The following is a 23,210-nucleotide window of genomic DNA, read 5'->3' as shown; positions in this document are numbered from 1 at the left end:
GATTGTAAAGTTTTGCTGTTAAAAATTCAGGTTCAGACTCACACCCATTTCCCGCGTCGAAGGCGTACTCATGTTTTCAAAACCGGGTATCAATCCGTTTCCGGCTGTTGCGGTAGCAACTTCCGGGTCAAAATGCTTATTGCTTTTCGGGGTGATCAGCCACAGGTTGCGGCCCGTTACTGAAATTTTTGCAGCTTTGATATACTTCACGCCGATCCATTTGGTAGGCAGGCTATATCCGAACGACAATTCTCTCAGCTTAAAATAAGTAGAACTGAACAGCTGTGCTTCGGAAATGTGATCCAGCGGTTTTTTGATGAAATAACGGGCGTTGGTTCCGTAAACGCCTTTGCTGTAGGTTCCGTCGGTGCTGGTGTTGTTGGGTTGGTAGCTGCCGTCATCCATTTGTGCAGCACCCGGAATGTAGTAAGGGGAGCTGTACTCGGTACCCGGCGCACGCGCTGACCGCCCCATGGCGCTTTCTTCCAACTGGCCGGCGCCTGCCGCCTTGTTGTAGAAACGGGAGATGAACTTGCCGCCATACTGTCCGCCAAACATGAAGTTCAGACTGAAATTTTTGTAGGTGAACTGGTTGTAAAATCCTGCGATCCAGTCGGGGTTATAATTTCCTAAATGTATATCCTGCGTGGTGGGCCGGGGGTAGGCATCTTTGAAAATAATGATTTCCCCTTTCATAGGTCCGTCTGCAACGCGTTGGTAGCCGGGGCCCCAGATAGCACCCATTTTCTCTCCTACACGGGCTTGTATGGAGGCGTCCTCGCCAGGGGCAGCTTGTACAATTTTGTCCACTTCGCTGGTCAGGGAGACGATCTTACCTGTATTATGTGACCAGTTGACATTTAAATTCCACTTGAAATTTGAGGTGCTGACCGGCGTTGCATTGATCATAATTTCAACACCGGTATTTTTGATTTCTCCAGCATTGATTTGCTTGGATGTTGCACCGGAGCTCTGCACCAGCGGCAGGCTGATGATCTGATTTTTGGAGCGGATGTCGTAATAGGTTACATCCAGTCCCAGACGGTTGTTCAGGAAGCCTACCGCTGCTCCGAACTCATACGTTGACGTGATCTCGGGTTTCAGGTTCGGGTTCAGCAATGAGCCGGGGCCCACCAGTGCATAGTTATTGCCCCATGGGCTGGCGTTTCCATAGGTATTGTAAATAGAGTAGGGGCCTGTGTCATTTCCAACCTGTGCCCAGCTACCTCTTAGCTGGGCCTGGCTGATGAGTTTAGGAAGATTCAGTATGCTTTTAAGATTGGTATTTACACCGACAGAAGGATAAAAATAAGAATTGTGGCCTTTGGGAAGGGTACTCGACCAGTCGTTACGGGCGTTGATGTCCAGGTATACCAGGTCTTTATAATTAAAATTGGCTACACCGTAAAGGCTGTTAATTCTTTTCTTGTATCTGCTTGAACTGCCGTTCAACGGGCTGGCGGTATTCTGGATGGTGTAAATGCCTGGGATCAGTAATTGCGGAGCTGTTGATGACTCGCTATGCCCGTTGTTGTCAAAACGGTTACCACCGAATGAAAACGTATACCCAAAATCGCCCTGCTTAATCGTGTTGGAATAGGTCAGAAGGAAATCGGTATTGCGTTCTTCGCTCTTGATAGAAGTATAGGAGTAGCTGCCGCTTTCAACATCTACCGTACTGACAGCCCATTGCATAGGACGGAAATCGTTGTAAAGATCCGCGGCCGAACGCAACTTGATTTTCAGGTGGTCATCAAAGGCATATTCCAGTGCGATATTGCCATAAACCCTGTCTTTGTTCTGTCCTTTCGTGTTTTCATACTGAAGGAAAAACGGGTTGTTGTGATTTTCACCATAGTTATACTGAAACTGGCGTACCCCTTCCAAGCCAGGTTGCCAGTAGTTTTTCAGGCTGTTGATGTTTACGTTACGACCCATCCAGGTAAAGAAATACATGAACGTATTCCGTCCGTATCCGTTATCGGGGCGGTTGTCGCTGCCCTGTTTAACGTAATTGATATTGATAGAAGACGTAAGTTTCTTCGTCAGCTTGTAGCTGCTGTTGAGGCTTACCTGGTAGCGGTTCAGGTTATTGTTGGGTATTACACCCTTTTCATTTAAAGAGGTAAGAGAAAGGCGGTAATCGCCGTTTTCGTTTCCGCCTGTAAAGGCAAGGTTGTTGTAGTACTTGCTCCCGCGTGTGAAGAAATCTTTGATGTTGTTCGGTTGAGAAACCCAGGGTGTCCTGATAATATCTCCTCTGTTAGCGATAGAGACGTCACCGCCGCGGAACCCGTTCGTGGTGGGAGAGTCAAACTGGGCCTCGGTGGTACCAATGTTCATTCTGGGGCCCCAGCTTTCATCATAATCATCGTTATCCCCGTTGGGGTATGCCGACCAGCTCGCTCCGAAGTTGGAGCCTTCATATTTTCCGTTGTTTCCCTGGCCGAAGTCGTTCTGGAACTTGGGGAGACGTCCTACTTCTTCCACAAACAGATAGGAATTAAAGCTTACGCCCAATCCTTTGCGGTTACTTCCTTTTTTAGTAACGATGACGATGGCTCCGCGTGCGGCTCGGGAGCCGTATAGGGCTGCCGCTGCCGGGCCTTTCAACACGTTGATGGATTCGATATCCGCCGGATTGATTTCCGACGCACTGTTGCCGTAATCTGCACTGCCGCTGTTGTTGGTGCCGTCATTGCCAACCGGCACACCGTCAATAATAAATAACGGCTGATTGCTCATCAGGGAAAGAGAAGATTCGCCCCGGATGGTGATCCTGGAAGAAGACCCTACACCGCCTGCTCCGCTGATATTGACACCAGCTACTTTTCCGGAAAGGTTATTTACGAAATTCGTAGCAGGAGATTCGTTGATGATGTCTCCGTTGATTTTCTGGGTGGCATAACCGAGTGATTTCTTTTCCCGGGATATACCCAGCGCGGTAACGACCACTTCGTCCAGAACGTTGGTGTCATCTTCAAGAATGACCGAAATCTGTTTTCTGTTCCCAACTACTACCTGCTGGGTTTTGTATCCGATAAAGGAAAATACAAGTACATCCGACTCCGAATCAACACTGATCCGGAAGGCTCCCTCGCTATCTGTTGACGTTCCCTTCTGGCTGTTTTTTACAATGACATTCACGCCGGGCAAAATCCCTCCCTTGCTGTCCGTAACCTTGCCGCTTACGTCAATGGCAGCTGAATTTTTTGCCGGTTTCTGATCCGGATCAGTCTGTTGTGTTGCTGATAATTTGCTTGCATTTTCTGTCGGGAAACTCTTTTTCGAAGGAGCTCCGTTCATTTCATTTCCGGCCAGCAGTGTGGCAGGGCTGCTGATCATCATGCCAAAGGCGATCAGTCCATACCGCATTAACAAGATGGGTTTAGTAGACATCGGTTTCATATGTTATTGTTTAATTGTGTATTCATTCCAAAAGCCGTGGTATGCATGCCCGTCGGAGGGTAAGGTTGTAAAAGAGAAATTAGTCAATATATAGGTGAGTTTGGTAAACTTATACTGAACACTTTTCTGATAACTGAGTCCTTTCAGGGGATAGTGTTAAAATTTTAAGTAAAGTAGAATTATACATAGCAATGTGTATGTTGATTTGTAATATTCTATATATCAATCCATAAATATATAGAATATTTTGTTAGAAGCTGTTTTTTGTTTATAAATATTTAACTATTTTAGATTAATCAAAATTAAACATGTAAAAATAGAGACAAATGTCCCGGTCTTTATTATTTAAATGTTAATTAATATTTAACTTTTGAGTTGGGGTAGGGAGCGGTGATGGAAAAATGAAGGACCACCGGAAGCGGGGTCATAACGGCTGGGATATTGCCACGCAACTGTGCATTTGTTATTTTGAACGCACGGGTACAGTTTTAATAGAAGTATACTGACTATCTTGCTATCTTGGGATACCAAAGGCCCTTGGTTGACGAAGAAGTTTGAAAACTGACCAGCAGACAAAACTTATGAAAAAAACACTGCAACGATCCAATGTGATGGCACTGATCGTGACCATCATTATTAATTACCTATCCAATACCGGTATTTTCAATGGTAAGACCATGGCAACGGTTTCCGCTTCTTATCAGAACTTATTTACGCCCGCAGGATATGCATTTGCCATCTGGGGGCTGATCTACCTGGGACTAGCCGCTTTTGTTATCCACCAGTCCAGAGGGCTTTTAAGCTCGTCGGAGGTGCCCGCCATTGTAGGGCGGATCGGCTGGAGTTATGTGGCTTCCTGTGCCGCCAATTGCTTCTGGGTGCTGGCCTGGCTTTATGAATATACAGGTACCTCGGTGCTGATTATGATCATACTGCTTGCTAATCTGATACTGATCGTGAAACGGACCCGGATGGAGCTGGACCTGATTACGCTGAAGCAGATTGCCCTGGAATGGTGGCCTTTTGCCATTTATCTTGGCTGGATTTGTGTGGCTTTAATTGCCAATGTAGCGGCTTATCTTACCAAGATCCAGTGGGCGGGATTTGGTATTTCTCAGGTCAGCTGGACAATCGTCATGATTTTTATTGCAATGGTCGTTAATTTGTTTCTGACCTGGAATAGAAATATGAGGGAATCGGCCTCGGTGGGTGTTTGGGCACTCATTGCTGTAGGAGTAGCCAATAAGGGGGAAGAGCAGGCGGTTGTTTACGCTTCCTTAGCCGCTTCGGCAATTCTTTTGCTGAGTACGGCGGTGCATGGTTATCGCAACAGGGGCAATCATTTTATTGTCGGAAATAAAACATTCTAGGTAACAGGAAAAGGGTGCGATACTGGTGTGGACAGGGGCAAGTAAGTATAACCTATACCTATTGGTCTTTTTCCTCAGAAATTTAATTCGATATCCTCAAATGTTATTTGATATATGATCCCTTCATTCCGTTTTCGCATCCTGTTGTTTTGCATGATCTGGGCAACTTCCGGGTTCGGTGTTCTGGCGCAACAGTCTAAAAAAATCCCGGTACAAGACACTGGTAAATTTGATCGTGATTATGCCCTGGAAGCTACCATGCTCGGTTTCTTTGCTAAAGATGGTACGCGTAATCCTACGTTAAAAGCAAAAAAGGGTGAGCTTGTACGTATCAGGATCACCAATGGTGAGATCATGACCCATGATATTGCGCTGGAAAAGCTCGGTATCAAAAGCAAAACGATTCTGGAAAAGGGTGCCAGTACCAGTATTACTTTCAAAGCGGAGCAGAGTGATACCTATTTTTGCTCAGTACCGGGGCACCGGGCGGCAGGGATGGTCGGAAGCTTCGAAGTAGTCGAAGGGGTAATATCCGATGTCACCATTGCCGGGCAATTGCCTTTAAAAGATGGAAAACCGTTAAATCTTAATTTTGAAACGGGTACCTTAAAAGACTGGACAGCTACTGGCGAGGCTTTTGCCAATCCGCTTTTTAGTCAGGATCCTTCGCCTGTTCATGAAAAGGAAATGAATATCGGTTTCGAGGGCAAATATTTCCTGAGCAGTGGCGGAACTCTTCACTATAAACTTACGGGAACTTTAACTTCCGTGCCTTTTCGGGTTACCCAGCCTTTTGCGGCTTTCAGAGTATCGGGCGGAGCGTTACAGGATACCCGCGTGGAACTGGTGCTGGCAGGTACCGATCAGATCATTTATCATATCACAGGCCAGGGCCGTGCTACGCTGCAGCCTGCTGTTGTTGATCTGCAGCCGTATTTAAACAAGGATATTTTTATTCGTATCATCGACAACGAAACGGGTATTTCGCAGATTCCATACATAGCCAACGACAAATGGGCGCACATTAATTTTGATGACTTCCTGTTTTACCCCACTCGTCCGGATTTCCCAAACGAACTGAAACAAAAAGATATTATTATCCTTCCTCCACTGGATCCTGTGTTGCATGCAGGACTTTCGGGTCTGGAAGCGGCCAAGGTAATGACGCCTCCCAAAGGTTTCAAAGTAACGCTTGCAGCTGCGGAACCGGATATTATCCGTCCGATAAGTTTTACGCTGGATGCAAAAGGGAGACTTTGGGTGGTGGAAGGGCATACCTATCCGGTGCCTGCACCCGAGGGGCAGGGCCGCGACCGGATCCTGATTTTTGAAGATACTGATGGTGACGGTACTCTGGACAAACGAAAGGTGTTTGCCGAAGGCCTGAACCTCGTCAGCGGGATTGAAGTGGGGATGGGAGGTGTTTGGCTGGGAGCTGCTCCGTATCTCTTGTTTATTCCGGTTGATGCCAAAACGGACCAACCTGCTGGTCCCCCTCAGAAACTCCTTGACGGATGGGGTGTGCATGATACGCATGAAGTACTCAACAATCTCAGATGGGGGCCCGACGGCTGGTTATATGGTACACATGGGGTATTCACCCATTCTAATGTTGGCAAACCAGGCGCCTCGGATGCTGAACGGACCAAAATAAACGCCGGTGTATGGAGATATCACCCGACCACCCATCAGTTTGAGGTTTTTGCGGAAGGGTCCAGTAATCCCTGGGGAATTGATTTTAATGATTACGGACATCCCTTTATCACGGTTTGCGTGATCCCGCACATGTATCACATCATCCAGGGGGCTCGGTATCAGCGGCAGGCCGGGAAGCATTTCAATCCATACACTTATGATGATATCAAGACCATTGCCGATCATGTGCATTGGGTAGGTGAACGGGGACCACATGCAGGGAATTTCAGGTCGGCATCTGCTGGCGGCGGACATGCCCATGCCGGAGCGATGATTTATCTGGGAGGGGATACCTGGCCGAAGGAGTACCGCAACGAGATTTTTATGAATAACATTAACGGTGCCCGGCTTAACGTGGATCACTTTGAGCGGAGCGGGTCTGGTTACGAGGCTACACATAAAACAGATTTTCTGGCCATGAATGATTCATGGTCGCAATGGCTGAACATGAAATATGATCCGAGCGGGTCAGTATATGCAATTGACTGGTACGATAAAAATCAGTGTCACAGTTCAAATCCGGACGTGCACAATAAAACGATGGGAAGGATTTTTAAGATCACCCACGAAAATGATAAATGGGTTAAAGTAGATCTGTCAAAGGCTTCGGATATGGAACTGGTGAATTATCAGTTAAATGCCAACGAGTGGTATGTGCGGCAGGCCCGGACCATTTTGCAGGAACGCGGCCCGAATAAAAAGGTACATAAAGCATTGAAGCAGATACTTAACTCCAATCCCGACCCGACCCGTAAGCTGCGGGCGCTATGGACGTTGCATGTTACCAAAGGACTTACTGAAAAGGATTTGACGGATTTGCTCAGCCATGAAAACGAGTATATGAAAAGCTGGGCCATCCAGTTGCTGACCGAAAACAAGACCGTTTCTCCCGCAACACTGAAAAGATTTACCGAACTGGCTCAGAACGATACTTCTGCCTTGGTAAGATTGTACCTCGCTTCGGCGATGCTGCGCCTGGACCCGGGGCAGAGATGGGAGGTTGTGGATGCGCTCGCACAGAAATCTGAAGATAAAGACGATCATAATTTGCCTCTGATGGTATGGTATGCAGCGGAACCGCTTGCGGCGCTGGATATGAAACGGGCTCTGCAAATGGCCGAAAGAGCAAAATTGCCAAAGATACTGCCGTATACCATTCAACGTGTGGGGGCAATTGGCACGGACGAATCTAAAAAGGTATTGAAGGAACTGAACGACAAGCTGGGGAAAATGGATCATTCGCATGAGAATCATGAGAATCTGATGCTGATTGGAAAGGTGCTGGAAGAGTAGACGGTGTAAGACATAAGTCTGGGTGTTTTTATAGGTTGGGTTTTTACAGGTTGTGGATCGCTACGCCCACCAGCGCTGCTGATCGCCACTCCCCGTTAATTGAAATGAGGTTGCATCATTATTCACTGCCCTGGCGTAAGGTTGGTTAATCAGAGGTTGCACCATCTATTTCAAAACATCAAGAAAATGACACCATTCTTAAAAATCTGCCAGCTATCCATTCCCGTTAGGATAGCAAGTTTCGGGAAAATATTCCTTTTCGTTTTTTATTGTATTACTTTAGCTACGGTGATGTCGTGCTCCAAAGAAAAGGAGGATGTTACACCGGGAGATGAAAGTACATCAGAAAATTCCATAGTGATCGACAGTACCACCACTTCTTCGGCTGCTGCGGAGGGTAATACGGATACAGCAGCAAATGCGGATGATCTTCTTGACAGCAGTACCTTTTCAACTGTGGTAACGATCAGTTTCGGAAGTACCGTTGCCATTTCCAATCCGGCTGCTGGTGCTGGTGTTTCGGTAACAGAAACCAACGGGGATGTGGTGGTGAACGCTACCATTGCCGAGGTTGAATACGTACTGTCGGGTACCACCACCAACGGTTCTGTTAAAATTTACAGTGATAAAAAATTCAAACTTACCCTGAACGGTGTGAACATCACCAACAATGATGGACCGGCTATTAATGTACAATCCAGCAAAAGGGCCTTTGTGGTACTGGCGGATAATACCTCCAATACCCTCGCAGACGCAGCGACCTATACCCCCAGCGGAGAAGAAGATATGAAAGCCACCTTTTTTAGTGAGGGACAGCTGATTTTTTCCGGAAACGGAAGCGTGAGTATCAAGGGTAATTACAAACATGCCATTGCAAGCGACGATTATGTGCGGGTAATCAGCGGTAATATTACGGTAACAGCCGCTACCTCTGACGGAATCCATACCAATGATGCTTTTATTGCCGACGGGGGTACACTGAATATCACTACGTCCGGAGATGGTATCCAGTGCGAGGAAGGTTACATTGTGATCAATAACGGCAACTTCACCATCAATGTGGTGGATAAAGGTATCTCTGCTGCATGGGATACCGATGATACCATAGACCCGTACTTGACCATCAACGGAGGTACAATAAAAGTTACTTCGTCAGCAGGGGAGGGAATTGAAAGTAAAAGTGTGATCACCATTAATAACGGCAATATCAGCGTCAGCGCAAAAGACGACGGAATAAATGCAGGTTCATTTATTTATATCAATGGCGGAAATACCTATGCATACAGTACCTCTAACGACGGAATTGATTCTAACGGAAAGATAACCGTTACCGGCGGAAAGACGGTTTCAGTAGGTTCTACAGCGCCAGAGGAAGGGTTTGACTGCGACCGCAACACTTTCAAAATTACCGGGGGGACCATCGTCGGGATTGGCGGTGCCACCAGCACGCCAACAGCAAACGTAAGTACGCAGGCATCCGTGATACTTGGGGGAGGAACCATGAATCAACTGGTACATATAGCATCCGGTGACGGAGCAGAAACGCTGACTTTTCTCATCCCGAGAACTTACGCCACCATGCTCTTTTCTAGCCCCAAACTGAAAGTTGGAACAGCCTATAAGTTATATACCGGAGGAAGTGTAAGCGGTGGCGCTAATTTGAACGGACTGTACACCAGCGGTATTTATACCCGGGGAACGCAGGCTTCGACATTCACTACCAGCAGCATGGTTACCAAAGTGAGCGGGAGCCAGGGGTTGTAGCGGGTTTGGTAAATGGAAAGATATATAGGAAGGTGCTTTCGTTAACCTACGAAAATGACCTGATCAGGGCTGGTATGAAGCATGAGATTGTATGATTTGAAGTTTGTAAACATTACGGCTGCCGGGAGCATTCTGGCAGCCGCTTTATAAGATAAACAATGCTGATATTCAGAGCCGGTGCCGCAATATTTTTTTGTGTTTGGGTTACCTCCCTTTCCGTAAAACAGGGGAATGAAGAAAGCTTACCCGTTTCTCATACCGAACTGTCGTTACAGGCAGATTCAACCATGGATGGGAAAAAGCTGGCGATGCAGTACTGTGCGGGCTGCCACCTTTTTCCTGCCCCCGATTTACTGGATAAAAAAACCTGGGTGGGCAGAGTGCTGCCCAACATGGCGCTTCGTCTCGGTGTCAGAAAACCTGGCGAAGACCCGTACGTCGGCCAGCCCGCTGGTGAGGAAAAGCTTATGCGGGAGCTCAATGTATATCCCGAAACGGCCATGCTGTCTGAGGAGGCCTGGGAAAAAATTGTCGCTTATTACGAAAAAGAAGCCCCCGAAGAACCGTTGCCACAAAAAAGTATTCCTGCCGTTGCAGATACTTTACCCTTATTTAAAACAGCGCATATTACCATAGGAGATAAAAGTGCGCCCAAAACGACGATGCTCAAATTTGACCCGGGAACGTCGCAGTTGTATGTCGGAGATGATCAGCAGGCACTTTATGTACTGGACAGTCAATTTCAACTGAAAGACACCTGGTGGGTGGACACAGCGCCCGTAGATATTGACTTCCCTAAAAACGCGCCGCCGAGACTTCTCACAATTGGTATTTTTAGCCCTTCCGAACAGAAACTCGGGCGGCTCATGTCGCTTGACAGAGCCGGTAAATCGGCGGCAACCGTGAACATTCAGTCACTACCCCGGCCCGTTCAATTCTCAACCGGAGATTTGAATATGGATGGGAAAGAAGATGTGGTGATAGCAGGCTTTGGAAACAATTCGGGAAAGTTATTTTGGTACAATGGTTTTGATCCTTCGAAGGAAAACATTCTGAAAGCCCTCCCTGGTGCCAGAAGAACAGAGATACTGGACATTAACAAGGACAAAAAGCCTGACGTGATCGCCCTGATGGCCCAGGCCCGGGAGCAGGTCTCTATTTTTTACAATCTCGGCAATGGAAAGTTCAGGGAGAAGGTAGTACTACAGTTTCCGCCGTCATACGGAACGAGTTACTTCGAACTCGCCGACTTCAACAAAGATGGCTTTCAGGATATACTGCTTACCAATGGCGACAACTGGGATTATTCCGCTATTGCAAAAAATTATCATGGTGTAAGGATTTACCTGAACGATGGCCGGGATAACTTTAGGGAGGCCTGGTTTTACCCGCTTTACGGCGCCAGCAAAGCAGTTGCCAGAGATTTTGACAACGATGGAGACCTTGATATAGCGGCTACCTCTTTCTACTCAGACCTTAACAATCCACAGCACGGGTTTCTTTATCTTTCAAATGAAGGAAAAATGAACTTCAAGGCTTTTTCAACGCCGATGGCGGTTTCGGGGAAATGGATGACGATGGAGGTTGCCGATTTTGACAAGGATGGCGATTTGGATATAGTACTCGGCTCCTATTTTCAAACCATCGGCGAAATGACCAAACTGATTTTTCAGGGCGTGACATCGTTTCCGCAGTTGATGGTGCTGACCAATCAAAAGAAGTGAGCGACATGACTCATTTAATGAAACTGATAGCCAAGCAAAAGAAAATATCTGGTTACGGATGAATTAAGATCTCCAAATGCCGACATGCCGTTGCTTGCCTCTCTGCGTAATTCGAGAGAAATTTTTCCGGCCCTGCCACCCACACCTACAACCCATCCCTGCTCATATTTTCGGGTTCTTGACAGGAATTTGTTTTCATGAACAATACTGCCCGAGCTGGTAATGTTTTCCAGTCGTTCCTTATTGGTTTCGCTGACAGCAAGACCATTGGAAATGCCACCATTGACAAAAAACTTCACCTTCCCGGCCGAAAACTGATAGCGCAATAAATTTGTCAATTTGATATAACTCATTCCTATCGTGCGGTCCGTTCTCGTTTGCGCTCCGCCAATCACTGGAGTCAAACTGTAACTTGCCAACGAATAATTACTGAGTATTAACTCGTTGTAAATGGAAAGACGTCGATTGTTCCGTGGCACTGTTACATTGAGATATATACCGGCGGCGGGCCTGAGAGATGGATCAAATTTTAAACGGTCCAGATCCGTATCTCCTCTGAATTTCAGCGTGGTAACGGTAGCTCCGGCGGTAACACCAAATTCAAATCCGGGCTTCTCAGGAACTGTGACGGAAACTGCTTCCAGCTGGCTACAGCGCGTGTAATATTCTTTAAAGAGTTTGCCGACGGATATTTCGGAATAAGTCAATAATTTTATTTTCCTGGCAGCGGCCTGGCAGTCATTAAGATAGGCACCTAACTGATCTTTATACATCGAACTGGTAATAACGTTACCTCCTTCCACCCTGTATCGATATCTGACCAGAAGAACGAATTCCCCTGCCTCGTTTTTGATGTAAAGGCTTACCCGTTTATCTCTGTCCCTTAAAAAATACAGACTCTTCTGCCCGCGATAGAGAACCATCAGCAAGAAGGTTCGCTTTTCGTATTTGGGAACCGGTGAATAGGTCAGATCCTCGGTACGTGTGGGGTTGATGTCATGCTGTACGGTCGCCTTCTCGTATGTTTCATTGTTGACAGAGAAGCCTTTTATTTCTTCCACAAGATGAACACTGGCTTCGGATACAGGTGTTTTTTTGAACGCAATCTGGTCAGGATTGATAACCCAGTTTCGATAATCGATGAAACCTTTGAGGGTATCACCGGTATACGAAATCATGTAACCTGGCTGGAAATTCTCCTGAGCCAAAACAATCGAAACCGTAGCGAACAGGTTTAAAAAAAATACTGAGAGAAATTTATTCATCTGAGGTGTGTTTACATAGGCAAAGTAGAGAACATTGGAGAATTAACCAAAGGACACATTCGTTATATTCCAAAAAAATAGGCAAGCCAACCGGCTTGCCTATTTATACTATTAACTAAATCAAAAAACTATAAGGTCTACGATGTGATTGTTGTCAAAGACTATTTCACATCCCAGAAAATCTTAGTAGTCAGTTTATCCTTATCTGCGACCAGCCTATAGTTGGCATTGTTGTAGGTGATCTCGTTGTTAGGATAGTTCCATCTTACCGGTGGCAAAGTCTGGTTGTTGCTTGCGTCTGTCACAAAAGAAAGAACAGGCAGGTCCAGTCTTCTCATTTCAGCCCAGTTTTCATAAGACTGAAGAATGTTAAAGTGAATCCACTTCTGATTGGCGATCAATGAAAGTTTCTCAGCACTGCTGGTCGCTTTCGCCCAGGCGATTCCGTCCGCAGCGATATAGGTAGCAATCTGCGCGTCTGTGGCTGCAACCGGTATGGCTACACCTGTTGCGTTGCTCAGCGCAAGGATACCATTATAGTATTTCACCGACTGGCTGATAGCTGTTTCGTATGCTGTCTTAGCCGAAGCATCGTTACCCGTACGCAGGTAGTATTCCGCTTTGATCAGACTTACCTGTGCAGCATTGAAAATCGTACCGAACAGGAATTTGTTCCGGCTGATCGTAAAGCGGTTGTAAATCGCAATGAGACCGCCATTGGTTTGCAATGTCTGATCGGCATTGGTAGCCAGAGGATCGATTCCGGTGAATGTACCACCAGCCTTTTCACCCGGTTCAAACAAGACCGGTAGGCGGGGGTCAGCATTGGTATTCATGTGATCGATCATCTTTTTACCTGCTGTGTTGGCATACCAACCAGTACCTTCCAGTCCGCCCTGGAAATCGTCGATGTTAATTGGTGTATTTACATTGAAAATATTGATCTGGATGTTCTGGTCGTTCGCATCCACAACCGGGTAAGTAGCAGAATTTCCAAGGATCTCCGCCATTTCCGCATTGGCACGTGTACTGAAAGCAGCCGCACCCGATACACGGTTGAGCATTCTCAGACGTAGCGAGTTGGTATAACGTTTCCATTTTGTCAGATCACCTTTATTGATGTAATCCTGAGTGGTGAATGATTTCTGATAACCTACGTTCAGCGTAATGGTATTCAGCTCGGCAGACATGGCCTTCAGCTCATCCAGCATTTTGGTATAAAGTACATCTGCCCCGTCGAAAGGAGCGGCAGAAGCCTCGTAGTCGCCACCGTTGGTGCTCAACATCCCCGCTTTCAAAAAAGGGATATCGCCGTATAAATCAATGATTCTCTGTGTATAATCGTACAGGTATACCGTAGCCGTTAACAGGAAAATACGCTTTTCCTTCTGTTCGTCAGCAGAAGCAGTGGCATATACCTTTTGCAACTCCCGATATTGGGCCAACACGTTGTAATAGTTGAACCATACACTTTCTACACCTGATGAGCCGGGTACATATTGTCCCTGGTCATTGGGCCAGCCTACGGCCTGGGTGTAGCGTAAGAGGCTTGTCCGCAAAGCCACAAAATAATTCCAGTACTTAGGGAGAATATAGTCATTGGCAGCACCAAGAAACCCCGTGTACTGTTTTTCAATCGTTGTCTGCGAAACTTTCGCAGGGTCGGCGTAGCGCTCGGTAAATTCCGATTCTTTACATGAAACCGCAATCAGCAAAAGCCCTGATAATACGAATAATGATATCTTTTTCATTTTCATCTTCTTTTTAGAAATTAGAAACTAGCTCTCAGCATCACACCCATTGTACGGAATGAAGGGTTTGCTCCGGCATTGTTAATATTGTTAACCCAGTTGGAACCCGAAACAGTCTGTTCTGCATCCAGATCTTTGATCGTTCTGTAAATGAAGAACAGGTTACGTCCAAACACGGATAGCGAAACATTTTGTGAGCCGAATTTGCTTGTGATATGAGCCGGCAGGCGGTATGCAAGAGAAATCTCTCTCATTTTGATGAAACTGTTTTTCTTCACGAACAACTCATAACGAGCATTACCGTATTGAGGACCACCCCAGTTATAAGTCGCATTGTAATAGAGACCATTGTTCACCACGTTGGTATTCTTTTCTCCGCTGGCCAATACTCCATCCATCAGCATACCATCGTTGTATACTTTTCTTCCGTCTGGCGCGCTGGCAGTACCTGGCAGAGCAACCCCTTTGCCATTGGCATCAATGTAATATCTCAAACCTCCGTGCTCGGCATCCATCGCATTCAAGCTTTCCTCAGTAAGCCCTCTGGATGTAAGCCAGTTGATACCCGTTGGCATAATGTGGCCTCCAAAACGGAAATCAGTTGTCAGGTCAAGAGAGAACCCTTTGTACTGGATGCTGTTCAACAATCCACCGGTCAGTTTCGGCATGGCGTTACCTACTTTGATCCAGTTGGCTCCATCCAGTTGGTACAGACCGTTCGGGCCTACCACTTTTTCTCCGTTTGCGTTTTTAAGGATGCCATGAGCATAAATATCTCCCATAGGCTGGCCCACTACGGATCTTACCTGTGCTGCGTTACCGTCAAAATCTGCATGCAGCAATTCTCTCGATCCATTCGCCAGTTTCTCTACCTTGTTGCTGTTTTTCGACAAGTTCAGAATAATATCCCAATTAAGGTCGTTCAAGCTGGTTCCTTTGATGGGTGAATAAGTCAGTTGAAGCTCCACACCCTGGTTCCTCAGCGTACCGATGTTGGCCAGAATAGATGTTCCTCCGGTTGTTGATGCGATCGACAACGGCAGGATCTGATCTACAATCTGTGCGTTGTAGTAGGAAAGATCGACGCCGAAACGGTTGTTGAAAAATTTCGTTTCCAAACCAAATTCAATCTCATGTTTTTGTTCCGGGCGTATTTTGTCATTACCTACGGTAGAACTCAAGTTAGTGTAAAGAACGGACGATCCGCCTGTCTGCTGAATAGCATACGATCCCTGGTTGTAGGAAACATTAGCCTGATAAATGTTCGGGTAGTTACCCACAATACCCCATGATCCGCGTAGTTTACCATAGCTGAAAAATGCTGGCAGATTAAATACATCTGAAAATACCAAACTCGCATTCACCGATGGATAAAAGAATGAATTATTTCCTGGTGCCAGTCTTGAGGTACGGTCTCTCCTGCCAGTTGCTTCAACAAAGAAGAAGTTTTTGTAGTCAAAATTCAATGTCCCGATATACGCATCCTTTAATTCCCGCAGGCGCTGGCTGCTTGCACTCAGATTATTAACAGAAGCGGCTAGGTCAAAGAAGTTCTCAGTACTCAAGCCGCCGTTGGTACTTGTTCCCTGCAAGGTGCTTAGCGCCTTTGTTGCAGTGTAACCCGCCATAGCTGACACCGTGATGTCGGAGTTAATGGCCTTGGTGTATTTCAAAAGGGCGTCACCGTACAAGCTGTTGTAAAGATTATTATTCATCCCAAAACCACCTGAATAGCCAAATGCCAGCGGTATTGCACTGCGGTTTTTGGATTCAATTCTTTCCAGCGTAAAGTCTGTACCGATACGGCCGCGAAGGCTCAATTCTTTGGTGATCTCCCAGTTTTGGGTAACAGCTGCAATGATACGGTCCGAGTATTCGTCATATTTGTCTTCCCGCGTACTCCACATATAATCTGCGATGTCTCCTTTGAAACCATTGCGAATAATGTTTTCGTTAGGGGTCAAGCTTTGGTTGGTACCTGTTACATATTTGTAACCCAGGCTTGTTTTATACGTAGCCTTATACCAGTCAGCGGATTCAAAGCGGTTCATCATCCCGGTGAAGTTGTTGATCATCCGATCCACCTTGTAAGGACGATTGTGGGTATGCTGGTTCACATAGTTGATCAACAGATCCGTCTTAAGCTTTTTGTTCAGGTTGAAGCTGGCATTCAGGTTCGCAATGTTTTTGCTGTTTTTAGCTGCATAGCTGATCATTCCGTTGTCCTGACGTGTGAAAGAAAAGCGCATGGTTGAATTATCGCTTACTTTTGAAATAGCCAGGTTGACGTTGGAACTTGATGCATTCTGAAACAAATCTGCGTAGCTGTTGCCTGATGGAGAATAAGGTCTGATTTTTCCGTCAAAAGCCATGACAGGCTTTCCATCAAACTTTGGACCGTAGTTTACGGTCGCACTAAGCAAACCTCTGGTGTCACCTACACCATCACCATTGGTATCGTAGTAAATAAAACCGGCTTCGTCCTGGCCGCCATTGCTATAATTGAGCATATAACCAGGGCCTCTCACATCCTGATAACGTGGCAGGTATGCGATTTTGTCCATGCTGTAGCTCGCACTGAAATCCACACCCAGTCCCTTTTTGCCTTTTCCGGTTTTGGTTGTTACCAAAACCACCCCGTTCACCGCTTCAGATCCGTACAGTGCAGCCGCAGATGCACCCTTCAGAATAGAAACGTTCTCGATATCGGCAGGGTTCAAATCCAAAAGTCCGTTACCGCGGATACGCTGGTCGCCCCAGTAGTCGCCGTTGTTGAAGTTTCCGTTACGGATGGGGATACCGTCCATCACGATCAAAGGCTGCGTGTTACCTGTAATAGAAGCAAAACCACGGATGTTGATAGCCACACCACTGGTTGCACCGCCGGGTGTTGTACTGATGTTTACCCCGGGTGCTTTTCCATACAATGCGTTTGCAAAGTTGGGAGAAGCGGTTTTTACCAGCGCCTCGTTGTTTACCACGGCAGTGGAATAACCCAGGGCACGTTGATCCTTGGAAATACCAAGTGCAGTAACAACCACCTCGTTAAGCATTGCCGCATCCTCTTCCATTGTAAGATTCACAACAGATTGGCTTCCAACCAGTACTTCAACATTTTTGTACCCGATGAAAGAAAAAACCAGGCTGTTGGAAGGAGACGCAGCGATGCTGAATTTTCCGGCCGCATCGGTCGTCGTCCCATTTGTAGTCCCTTTTACCAAAACGGAAACGCCAGGCAGCGCGGATCCGTCGGTTTTAGAGTTAACTGTTCCTGTAATCGTTTGAGCGAAAACAGGGCTGCTCAATATCATCAACATGATAATAAGCCTGTGTAAACTTTTTCCCATAGTTAAGTTATAGTTAATTTGGTTATAAGCCTGGAGATGCAATTCCAGACGTTAATTAAAATTTAACACAATATTAATAAATTATTTTAATATATGACTCAGTCAAATAAAAAAAACATAATAATATGTTGCTTATTCCCGTCTCGGGGAGTAAAATATCTTCTCTTTGGACTAACTGCCAAAGTTTCTATTATAGAATTTTTGTTTTAAACATATACTATCCTGCGTGCATTTATAGGTATGATGACCTGTTACCGTCGGCTATTCTTTTGGTGCTTGGTTCTAAAACGTTATTGCATGAAATTATGCTTCTTTTAGGTTGTGAGCGATGGTTAATCCTGAAGGGTTCCGGCAGGAGCGAGGAATCAGCAGCCAGTCATACCTAATGGGTGTATGAAATTATAACACGCAGGACATTTAAGAAAAATGTTAATTTTAGGTCAAAATCTTATCTATCCAGCATCATCATGGTCAAACTTACAGTTCTTTATCCGAATAGTGCCGAAGATAATTTTGATATGGATTACTATATCAATACCCATACCCCGTTGGTCAAAGCGCTTTTAGGCCCCGAAGGTTTGATTAAAGTGGAAGTAGAAGAGGGTGTGGCTGGCGGCTCACCGGGGACAAGTGCCAGCTATACCGTGATTTGCGGTATCTTTTTTCCGGATCCGGAAAAACTGGAAAGCGCGTTGGAACAGCATGGGATGGAGCTCCTTTCGGACATCCCGAATTTCACCAGTGTGGTTCCCGTGATGCAGATCAGCAAGGTATTGTAGGCCGCCACAGCCTGAAGGTATCTGGTCTTCCGTTTAAAGTAAAACTCCTGAAAATCATCAGACTTTCAGGAGTTTTAGCAGATGGGGTTCCCAGAAGGTTAAGTTGACAAAGGTCTGCCTGCTGGAATATTTATCCGCTGGCGCCCGGTAGGATAGGCCGTTTTTTTGGCGGTAAATTTGGCAGTTACATATTCTACCATATCTATTTCACCGGTAATGGTATCACCGGAAAGTTTCCCGTAAAAAGTCATGACAAGGTTGTCCCCCGGGACGCTGTACCGGCTCTGGAACCGCACTTCGTCGCCGTCAATATTGCCCACGAGTTCTCTGGTAGCAAATTCCCCCTTGTGGGTGCCAGTGAGCCAGTTGGAATCCTGTTTTTCTATAAAGAAGGTATGTTTGCTTTTGCTGGTATAAAAGTCGATACTCACCTCCCAGCGCCCGCTGATATCCGCTGCCGGTGTCTTCATTTCAACGGCAGCTTTTGGAGCACTGCGCTTGCGGGTAAGAATTTCATGCACACGTTCGGCCACAATTTTGTCGTTTCCAGGTCCCATCATATAGGAAGCAATGGATATGGAAGTTGTGGCGGGTCCTGAAGTTGCGGCCGCTCCCCTGCGGAACCCGGTTCCCACGGCAATCCTTGGTTTGGTGGTTGATAACTCGTCTGCAACTTCCTGCCCCGTAATATTCAGTTTGGCAGGGTCCCAGGTAATGGTAAGGTTAGGCGTGGCGTTATTCAAGGCACCCTCTTCAGGGTCACGCAGGTTAACCTGGACACTGTTGATGCCAGATACTTTTTTCGAAATAGTTTCAAGCCAGGAAACCCAGGTTTTCATCTCAGCCTTGTGGTCACGGGTGGCCCATGTTTCCACCGCAGCAAGCATACCTATTATTTCTTCCCGTCCGATTTTGTTATCCCGGCAAGGCCCGTGGTGCGGCGCACTTGCCTGCCATGCCGACATGAGAATGTCTTTGTTTCCAAGCAGAAGTCCTGCACACTGCGGCCCGCGCAGTACTTTGCCTCCACTATAGGCTACCACCGCGGCACCAGCCTGAAGATGGATATTGGGTATCGTAAGGCGTTCGGCGGCGGCATCCACCAGGATGGGGACATTGAAAGGTTTCGCCAGTTTTGCAAGATTCTCAACAGACCAGGGTGCAGCGCCCGGCATCATGTAGATCATGGCCGTGCGGGGATTCAATGCATTCTGAAATTCTTCAATGGTATCAACGGTGATGATTTTTACACCGCAGTTACGAATGGCATGGTCATACACATTCCGCGACGATCGGGGAATAATGACTTCGGTCTTTTCAAATCCTTCAAGATTTGGAATTCTGATCAGTTTTTCAGGGTTCCCGCCTGCGATAACGCCTGCTGTTACCTCATTCATGCCCGCCGCGCAGCCCGCCGAAACCATGCCCCATTCGGCACCGGTAATTTCCGCAAGCCGCTGCCCCACACCAAAGGCAAGTTCATCAATCTGCACATTGTACTGACAGGCATACTCCATGGCCTGCCTCACTTCCGGCAGTTCTATGGATGCTCCTATAATGGTGAAAGTACCGCGGCAATTGATGATCGGTTCTACACCGATAGACTGGTATATCTGCGGACCAGCTTTTAATGGCCCCTGTACTGCTGTGACATTTGCGGCTGCTTTTTTAAACCAGTTCATGGGTTTGTCGTTTCCGGCCAAAGCCTCCATGCTGCCGACAACCCCACCGGCAAGCGGAAGAGCCTTGAGAATATCTCTGCGTTTCATGATTTTATATTTAATTGAATTTAACTTTCCTATGGGGTACTGTGGTCAGTTGCGGCTTGGTCGGGGCAGGTTGATGGGGTCAACCAGTGCATTGAGTGTATAAACAATATTGCCGGCCCTGATCGTCAGCTCCGTTTCGAGCCTTTTATTCCCTTCTATTTTGCCGTCTCTTGCGTAAAAACCAAACTTGCCTTTTCGCAGATTGAATACGGCAATGTCCGCAACCGAGCCAACCGAGAGGTTTCCCAGATCTTCTCTTTTGATCTCCCGGGCAGGATTCCAGGTACTGGCGGCAATAACGCTTTTGAAATCCATTCCCATGGCCATAAATAACGACATAATGTTATTCATATCTTTCATTGCATTGTTCATACTGCCGGTGTGCAGGTCAGTACTGATCGAGTTGGGAAGAAAACCCTGCCTGATAGCAGGCCGACCTTGTGCCAGCAAAAAACTTGAACCTCCGAAACCCACATCAAAAATGACCCCTTTTTTCTGCGCTTCCAGTACATAAGGTTTGACTTTATTTACGGATACATCTACAATGGATTCTCGGCCTCTTCCGCTGTTATTACTGTTTCCGCCAAAACAGTGCGTGTAGATATCCCCTTTTCTGAATTTTTTAAGGTAGAGTTCTTCCAGCGGAAGTACAGGATTAGCCCCGCCAAAGTCTACCATGATGGGAATGTTGGCCAGCTTGCCTGCCTCCAGGGCACGGTCTGTGGGTGTCCAGTCGTGACCCGAAAAATGGGCCAGTTTAACGCCCACGATGTCTTGTGGGTATTTTTTAGCCATTTCGGCGGTTTTGGCGGCATCCATTTCTTCCAGGCTGTTCTCAAACTTTCCTCCCGCCATTCCTTCGCCAACAATATTGAGCATTGCCAATACTCTGGTTTTAGAAATATCGATCGTTTGTTTTTTAAATGTCTCAAAAGTCTTCCAGCCTGAGCTTCCCGCATCCACAACGGTGGTAACACCGGTACGGAAGGTAAAGCCGTCGGGGGGCAGGCTGTTGGGGCCATTGCGGTAAGTCCCTTTCGGATCCGTTCCGGCAAAAAAGTGTACATGGATATCAATTAATCCGGGTGTCACATACAGGCCTTTTGCGTTTACCACCTGTGCAGCCAGGTTTTTGTCGATATCTTTTGCTACCAGCGCAATTTTGCCATCCTCGCCGCCGGGTGTTCCCTCAATGGCAACATCCATAATCCCATCAATATTATTTTTAGGGTCAATCACATGACCACCTTTGATGATGATACTATACTTTTTCTGAGCCCAAACGGTCGAGGAAAAAATACAGAGGGTTGTAATAAAAATGAAGGTTTTCAGGCTCATACTTTAACGGTTAAGGTTTAAAAAAGGGTATTGCGGTTAAACTTCCGGAAACATAAACAGCGGTATTAAGATAATGGGATCAGTCCGATAAAGCTGAACTGATCCCATTATTAATTTTTCTTACGGTTTATCCCACCAAACTCTGCCCAGTAAGGCATCGCTCTGGGCCTTTATACTGGGGTCGAGCGGGAACCCCTGACGGGCCAGAGCCGCCTGCTGATTTTCGTTGTTCGTTGCTCTTTCATCAGGATAGGGTAGTCTTCTGAACATTTCACCGCCTGTCACAGAGCCCGGATAAGCCTGGTTTCCCTGCCAGTTTTTGAAATTGAACCGGGGATATCCGGTGCGTCTCCAGTTGGACCATACCTCATGGTCGTCTCCCAAAAGCGACAGCCATTTCTGGGTTGATATCTGCTCAAGCCGCTCTTCGAAAGTGCCGTTGGTTTTGTAGGGATAACCAGTGGTGAGGTAATCCGTGATCCTTTGCTGGGAGATGGTGCTGTTATTAGGAGACAGCGAAGGTACATTGGGCCATAGTGCCCACTGCTGCATGGCACGGGTAACGGCCAGGTCATAGGCGGCTTTTTCGGTGGTACCTGTGTACCAGCCTCTCAGCACCGCTTCCGCTATCAGAAGCTGCGCCTCCGCCGGCCCGAGCACGATCAGCGGCGATGTGTCGCGGTTCCACCAGATCGGTGAAAATTCGGAATAGGTTGGGAAGTCGGCTGGATAGCCCAGTATTGAACCGGGTACCATTCCTTTCTGGCTGGCCATGGTGGTATCTGCTACGTAAGTTGAGCCTGTTTTTGTCCAGACCACGGAAAGAACATACGTACGCGGGTCACGTGTAGTTTTGAATTGATTGATAAGGGTGCTGGAAAGCTTCTGACCCTGCGCATTGTCGGGATCCTGTACAGCCTGGTATTCGGTATACGGAGCCCTCGGGTTGGTACTGGTGGCACTGTACTTCAGATAAGCGATATCAGTTGTTTCTGACATTACACCGCCGTTGATGGCGATCAGGGCGTATTTTTTTGCAGTGGCCGCATCTTTGTTGGATAAACGCATCGACAGACGAAGCATTAGTGTATAAGCAAATTTTTTCCATTTTGTAATGTCCCCGTTATAGAACACATCTGCGGAACCGAACGTTGGCTGGGCGGCAGTCAGTGACGCAGCAGCCTCATCCAGCTCTTTGAGCATATCCGTGTAAATGGCCTGTTGCGTATCGTACTTTGGTTTTAATACATTATTTAAGGCCTGGGAAGCGTCAGAATAGGGGACGTCACCGGTGGCATCCGTTAGGATATGGTACCCGTATGCTCTTATGATGCGGCAGAGCGCAATTTTATTCACGTCGGCGGGTGAGGTCAATGCATCCATACACTGTTTGATGGCATTGAACTGCGAGGAATAAATGGCGTAGGTAAATCCCGGGATATAGTCAAACTGCTTACCGCCGATATCCGGTACATCCTTATAGGTGGCCACATACTGCATACCCTGTTGTAGTGCAATTCTTTGCTGTGGCATGTTCAGCTCGATCTGCGTAAAAAGATAACCCGGGATTACATAATTAATGCGGTTCGGATCGTTGTTCAGGTCGGTCAGCGCATCACTGTTACAGGCCGAAAGGGCGGCCATAAAGCCTAGTACGGCTACCCTGTATATGATTTTATAAAAGTTTTTGTCCATTGCTCTTGTAGG

At 46.8% G+C, this 23,210-nt stretch carries 12 protein-coding genes; 5 read left to right on the top strand and 7 right to left on the bottom strand.

The annotated features are described in order from the left end of the window. Positions 1–18: 18 nt before the first annotated feature. Positions 19–3,399 carry a SusC/RagA family TonB-linked outer membrane protein gene (locus tag KOE27_RS13645; RefSeq protein WP_215239416.1) on the bottom strand — a complete coding sequence of 1,127 codons (3,381 nt, stop codon included), beginning with the start codon at positions 3,397–3,399 and terminating at the stop codon, positions 19–21. A gap of 590 nt (positions 3,400–3,989) precedes the next feature. On the opposite strand from KOE27_RS13645, the gene KOE27_RS13640 reads away from it, so the two are divergent. The 4 genes from KOE27_RS13640 to KOE27_RS13625 all read left to right on the top strand — a co-directional run bounded on the left by KOE27_RS13640 (position 3,990) and on the right by KOE27_RS13625 (position 11,254). Next, positions 3,990–4,778 (top strand): tryptophan-rich sensory protein, encoded by a 789-nt coding sequence (locus KOE27_RS13640; protein ID WP_215239415.1) that lies wholly within the window; start codon positions 3,990–3,992, stop codon positions 4,776–4,778. A gap of 153 nt (positions 4,779–4,931) precedes the next feature. Next, positions 4,932–7,766, top strand: a complete 2,835-nt coding sequence (locus tag KOE27_RS13635; protein WP_229252968.1) for a PVC-type heme-binding CxxCH protein — start codon at positions 4,932–4,934, stop codon at positions 7,764–7,766. A 186-nt stretch (positions 7,767–7,952) separates the two neighbouring features. Next, the gene (locus KOE27_RS13630) at positions 7,953–9,530 is read left to right on the top strand and encodes a carbohydrate-binding domain-containing protein (RefSeq protein ID WP_215239413.1); all 1,578 of its coding nucleotides are present in this window, start codon (positions 7,953–7,955) and stop codon (positions 9,528–9,530) included. 158 nt (positions 9,531–9,688) lie between these two features. Continuing rightward, complete coding sequence (locus KOE27_RS13625) at positions 9,689–11,254, top strand: FG-GAP repeat domain-containing protein (RefSeq protein WP_215239412.1); 1,566 nt, start codon at positions 9,689–9,691, stop codon at positions 11,252–11,254. Positions 11,255–11,268: 14 nt separating this feature from the next. Here KOE27_RS13625 and KOE27_RS13620 read toward each other — a convergent pair whose 3' ends face one another. From KOE27_RS13620 to KOE27_RS13610, 3 genes are all read right to left on the bottom strand, one after another. Next, complete coding sequence (locus tag KOE27_RS13620; protein WP_215239411.1) at positions 11,269–12,519, bottom strand: outer membrane beta-barrel protein; 1,251 nt, start codon at positions 12,517–12,519, stop codon at positions 11,269–11,271. A gap of 161 nt (positions 12,520–12,680) precedes the next feature. Beyond that, positions 12,681–14,270, bottom strand: a complete 1,590-nt coding sequence (locus tag KOE27_RS13615) for a SusD/RagB family nutrient-binding outer membrane lipoprotein (protein WP_310590066.1) — start codon at positions 14,268–14,270, stop codon at positions 12,681–12,683. A gap of 20 nt (positions 14,271–14,290) precedes the next feature. Continuing rightward, complete coding sequence (locus KOE27_RS13610; RefSeq protein ID WP_215239409.1) at positions 14,291–17,617, bottom strand: SusC/RagA family TonB-linked outer membrane protein; 3,327 nt, start codon at positions 17,615–17,617, stop codon at positions 14,291–14,293. A 467-nt stretch (positions 17,618–18,084) separates the two neighbouring features. Between KOE27_RS13610 and KOE27_RS13605 the strand changes: the two genes are divergently transcribed. Beyond that, on the top strand, positions 18,085–18,396 hold the full coding sequence (locus KOE27_RS13605; protein WP_215239408.1) for an EthD family reductase: 312 nt from the start codon (positions 18,085–18,087) through the stop codon (positions 18,394–18,396). Positions 18,397–18,494: 98 nt separating this feature from the next. Here the strand turns inward: KOE27_RS13605 and KOE27_RS13600 are convergent, their stop codons facing one another. The 3 genes from KOE27_RS13600 to KOE27_RS13590 form a co-directional block, all read right to left on the bottom strand. Then, positions 18,495–20,165 carry a selenocysteine synthase gene (locus tag KOE27_RS13600; protein WP_215239407.1) on the bottom strand — a complete coding sequence of 557 codons (1,671 nt, stop codon included), beginning with the start codon at positions 20,163–20,165 and terminating at the stop codon, positions 18,495–18,497. A 45-nt stretch (positions 20,166–20,210) separates the two neighbouring features. Continuing rightward, positions 20,211–21,503 carry an amidohydrolase/deacetylase family metallohydrolase gene (locus KOE27_RS13595; protein WP_215239406.1) on the bottom strand — a complete coding sequence of 431 codons (1,293 nt, stop codon included), beginning with the start codon at positions 21,501–21,503 and terminating at the stop codon, positions 20,211–20,213. A gap of 120 nt (positions 21,504–21,623) precedes the next feature. Further along, on the bottom strand, positions 21,624–23,198 hold the full coding sequence (locus tag KOE27_RS13590) for a SusD/RagB family nutrient-binding outer membrane lipoprotein (protein WP_215239405.1): 1,575 nt from the start codon (positions 23,196–23,198) through the stop codon (positions 21,624–21,626). Positions 23,199–23,210 lie beyond the last annotated feature (12 nt).

This window comes from Dyadobacter sp. CECT 9275, from assembly GCF_907164905.1.
GTDB lineage: Bacteria > Bacteroidota > Bacteroidia > Cytophagales > Spirosomataceae > Dyadobacter > Dyadobacter helix.
Note: the sequence above shows the minus strand (reverse complement) of the source record. Positions and strands in the feature narration are given on the sequence as shown.

Excerpts from the sequence above, each read along its gene's own strand:
- KOE27_RS13640 (WP_215239415.1), top strand. The coding sequence starts at position 3,990 with ATGAAAAAAACACTGCAACGATCCAATGTGATGGCACTGATCGTGACC.
- KOE27_RS13635 (WP_229252968.1), top strand. The coding sequence starts at position 4,932 with ATGATCTGGGCAACTTCCGGGTTCGGTGTTCTGGCGCAACAGTCTAAA.
- KOE27_RS13605 (WP_215239408.1), top strand. The coding sequence starts at position 18,085 with ATGGTCAAACTTACAGTTCTTTATCCGAATAGTGCCGAAGATAATTTT.
- KOE27_RS13620 (WP_215239411.1), bottom strand. The coding sequence starts at position 12,519 with ATGAATAAATTTCTCTCAGTATTTTTTTTAAACCTGTTCGCTACGGTT.
- KOE27_RS13610 (WP_215239409.1), bottom strand. The coding sequence starts at position 17,617 with ATGGGAAAAAGTTTACACAGGCTTATTATCATGTTGATGATATTGAGC.
- KOE27_RS13600 (WP_215239407.1), bottom strand. The coding sequence starts at position 20,165 with ATGAAACGCAGAGATATTCTCAAGGCTCTTCCGCTTGCCGGTGGGGTT.
- KOE27_RS13615 (WP_310590066.1), bottom strand. The coding sequence starts at position 14,270 with ATGAAAAAGATATCATTATTCGTATTATCAGGGCTTTTGCTGATTGCG.
- KOE27_RS13645 (WP_215239416.1), bottom strand. The coding sequence starts at position 3,399 with ATGTCTACTAAACCCATCTTGTTAATGCGGTATGGACTGATCGCCTTT.
- KOE27_RS13595 (WP_215239406.1), bottom strand. The coding sequence starts at position 21,503 with ATGAGCCTGAAAACCTTCATTTTTATTACAACCCTCTGTATTTTTTCC.
- KOE27_RS13630 (WP_215239413.1), top strand. The coding sequence starts at position 7,953 with ATGACACCATTCTTAAAAATCTGCCAGCTATCCATTCCCGTTAGGATA.
- KOE27_RS13590 (WP_215239405.1), bottom strand. The coding sequence starts at position 23,198 with ATGGACAAAAACTTTTATAAAATCATATACAGGGTAGCCGTACTAGGC.
- KOE27_RS13625 (WP_215239412.1), top strand. The coding sequence starts at position 9,689 with ATGCTGATATTCAGAGCCGGTGCCGCAATATTTTTTTGTGTTTGGGTT.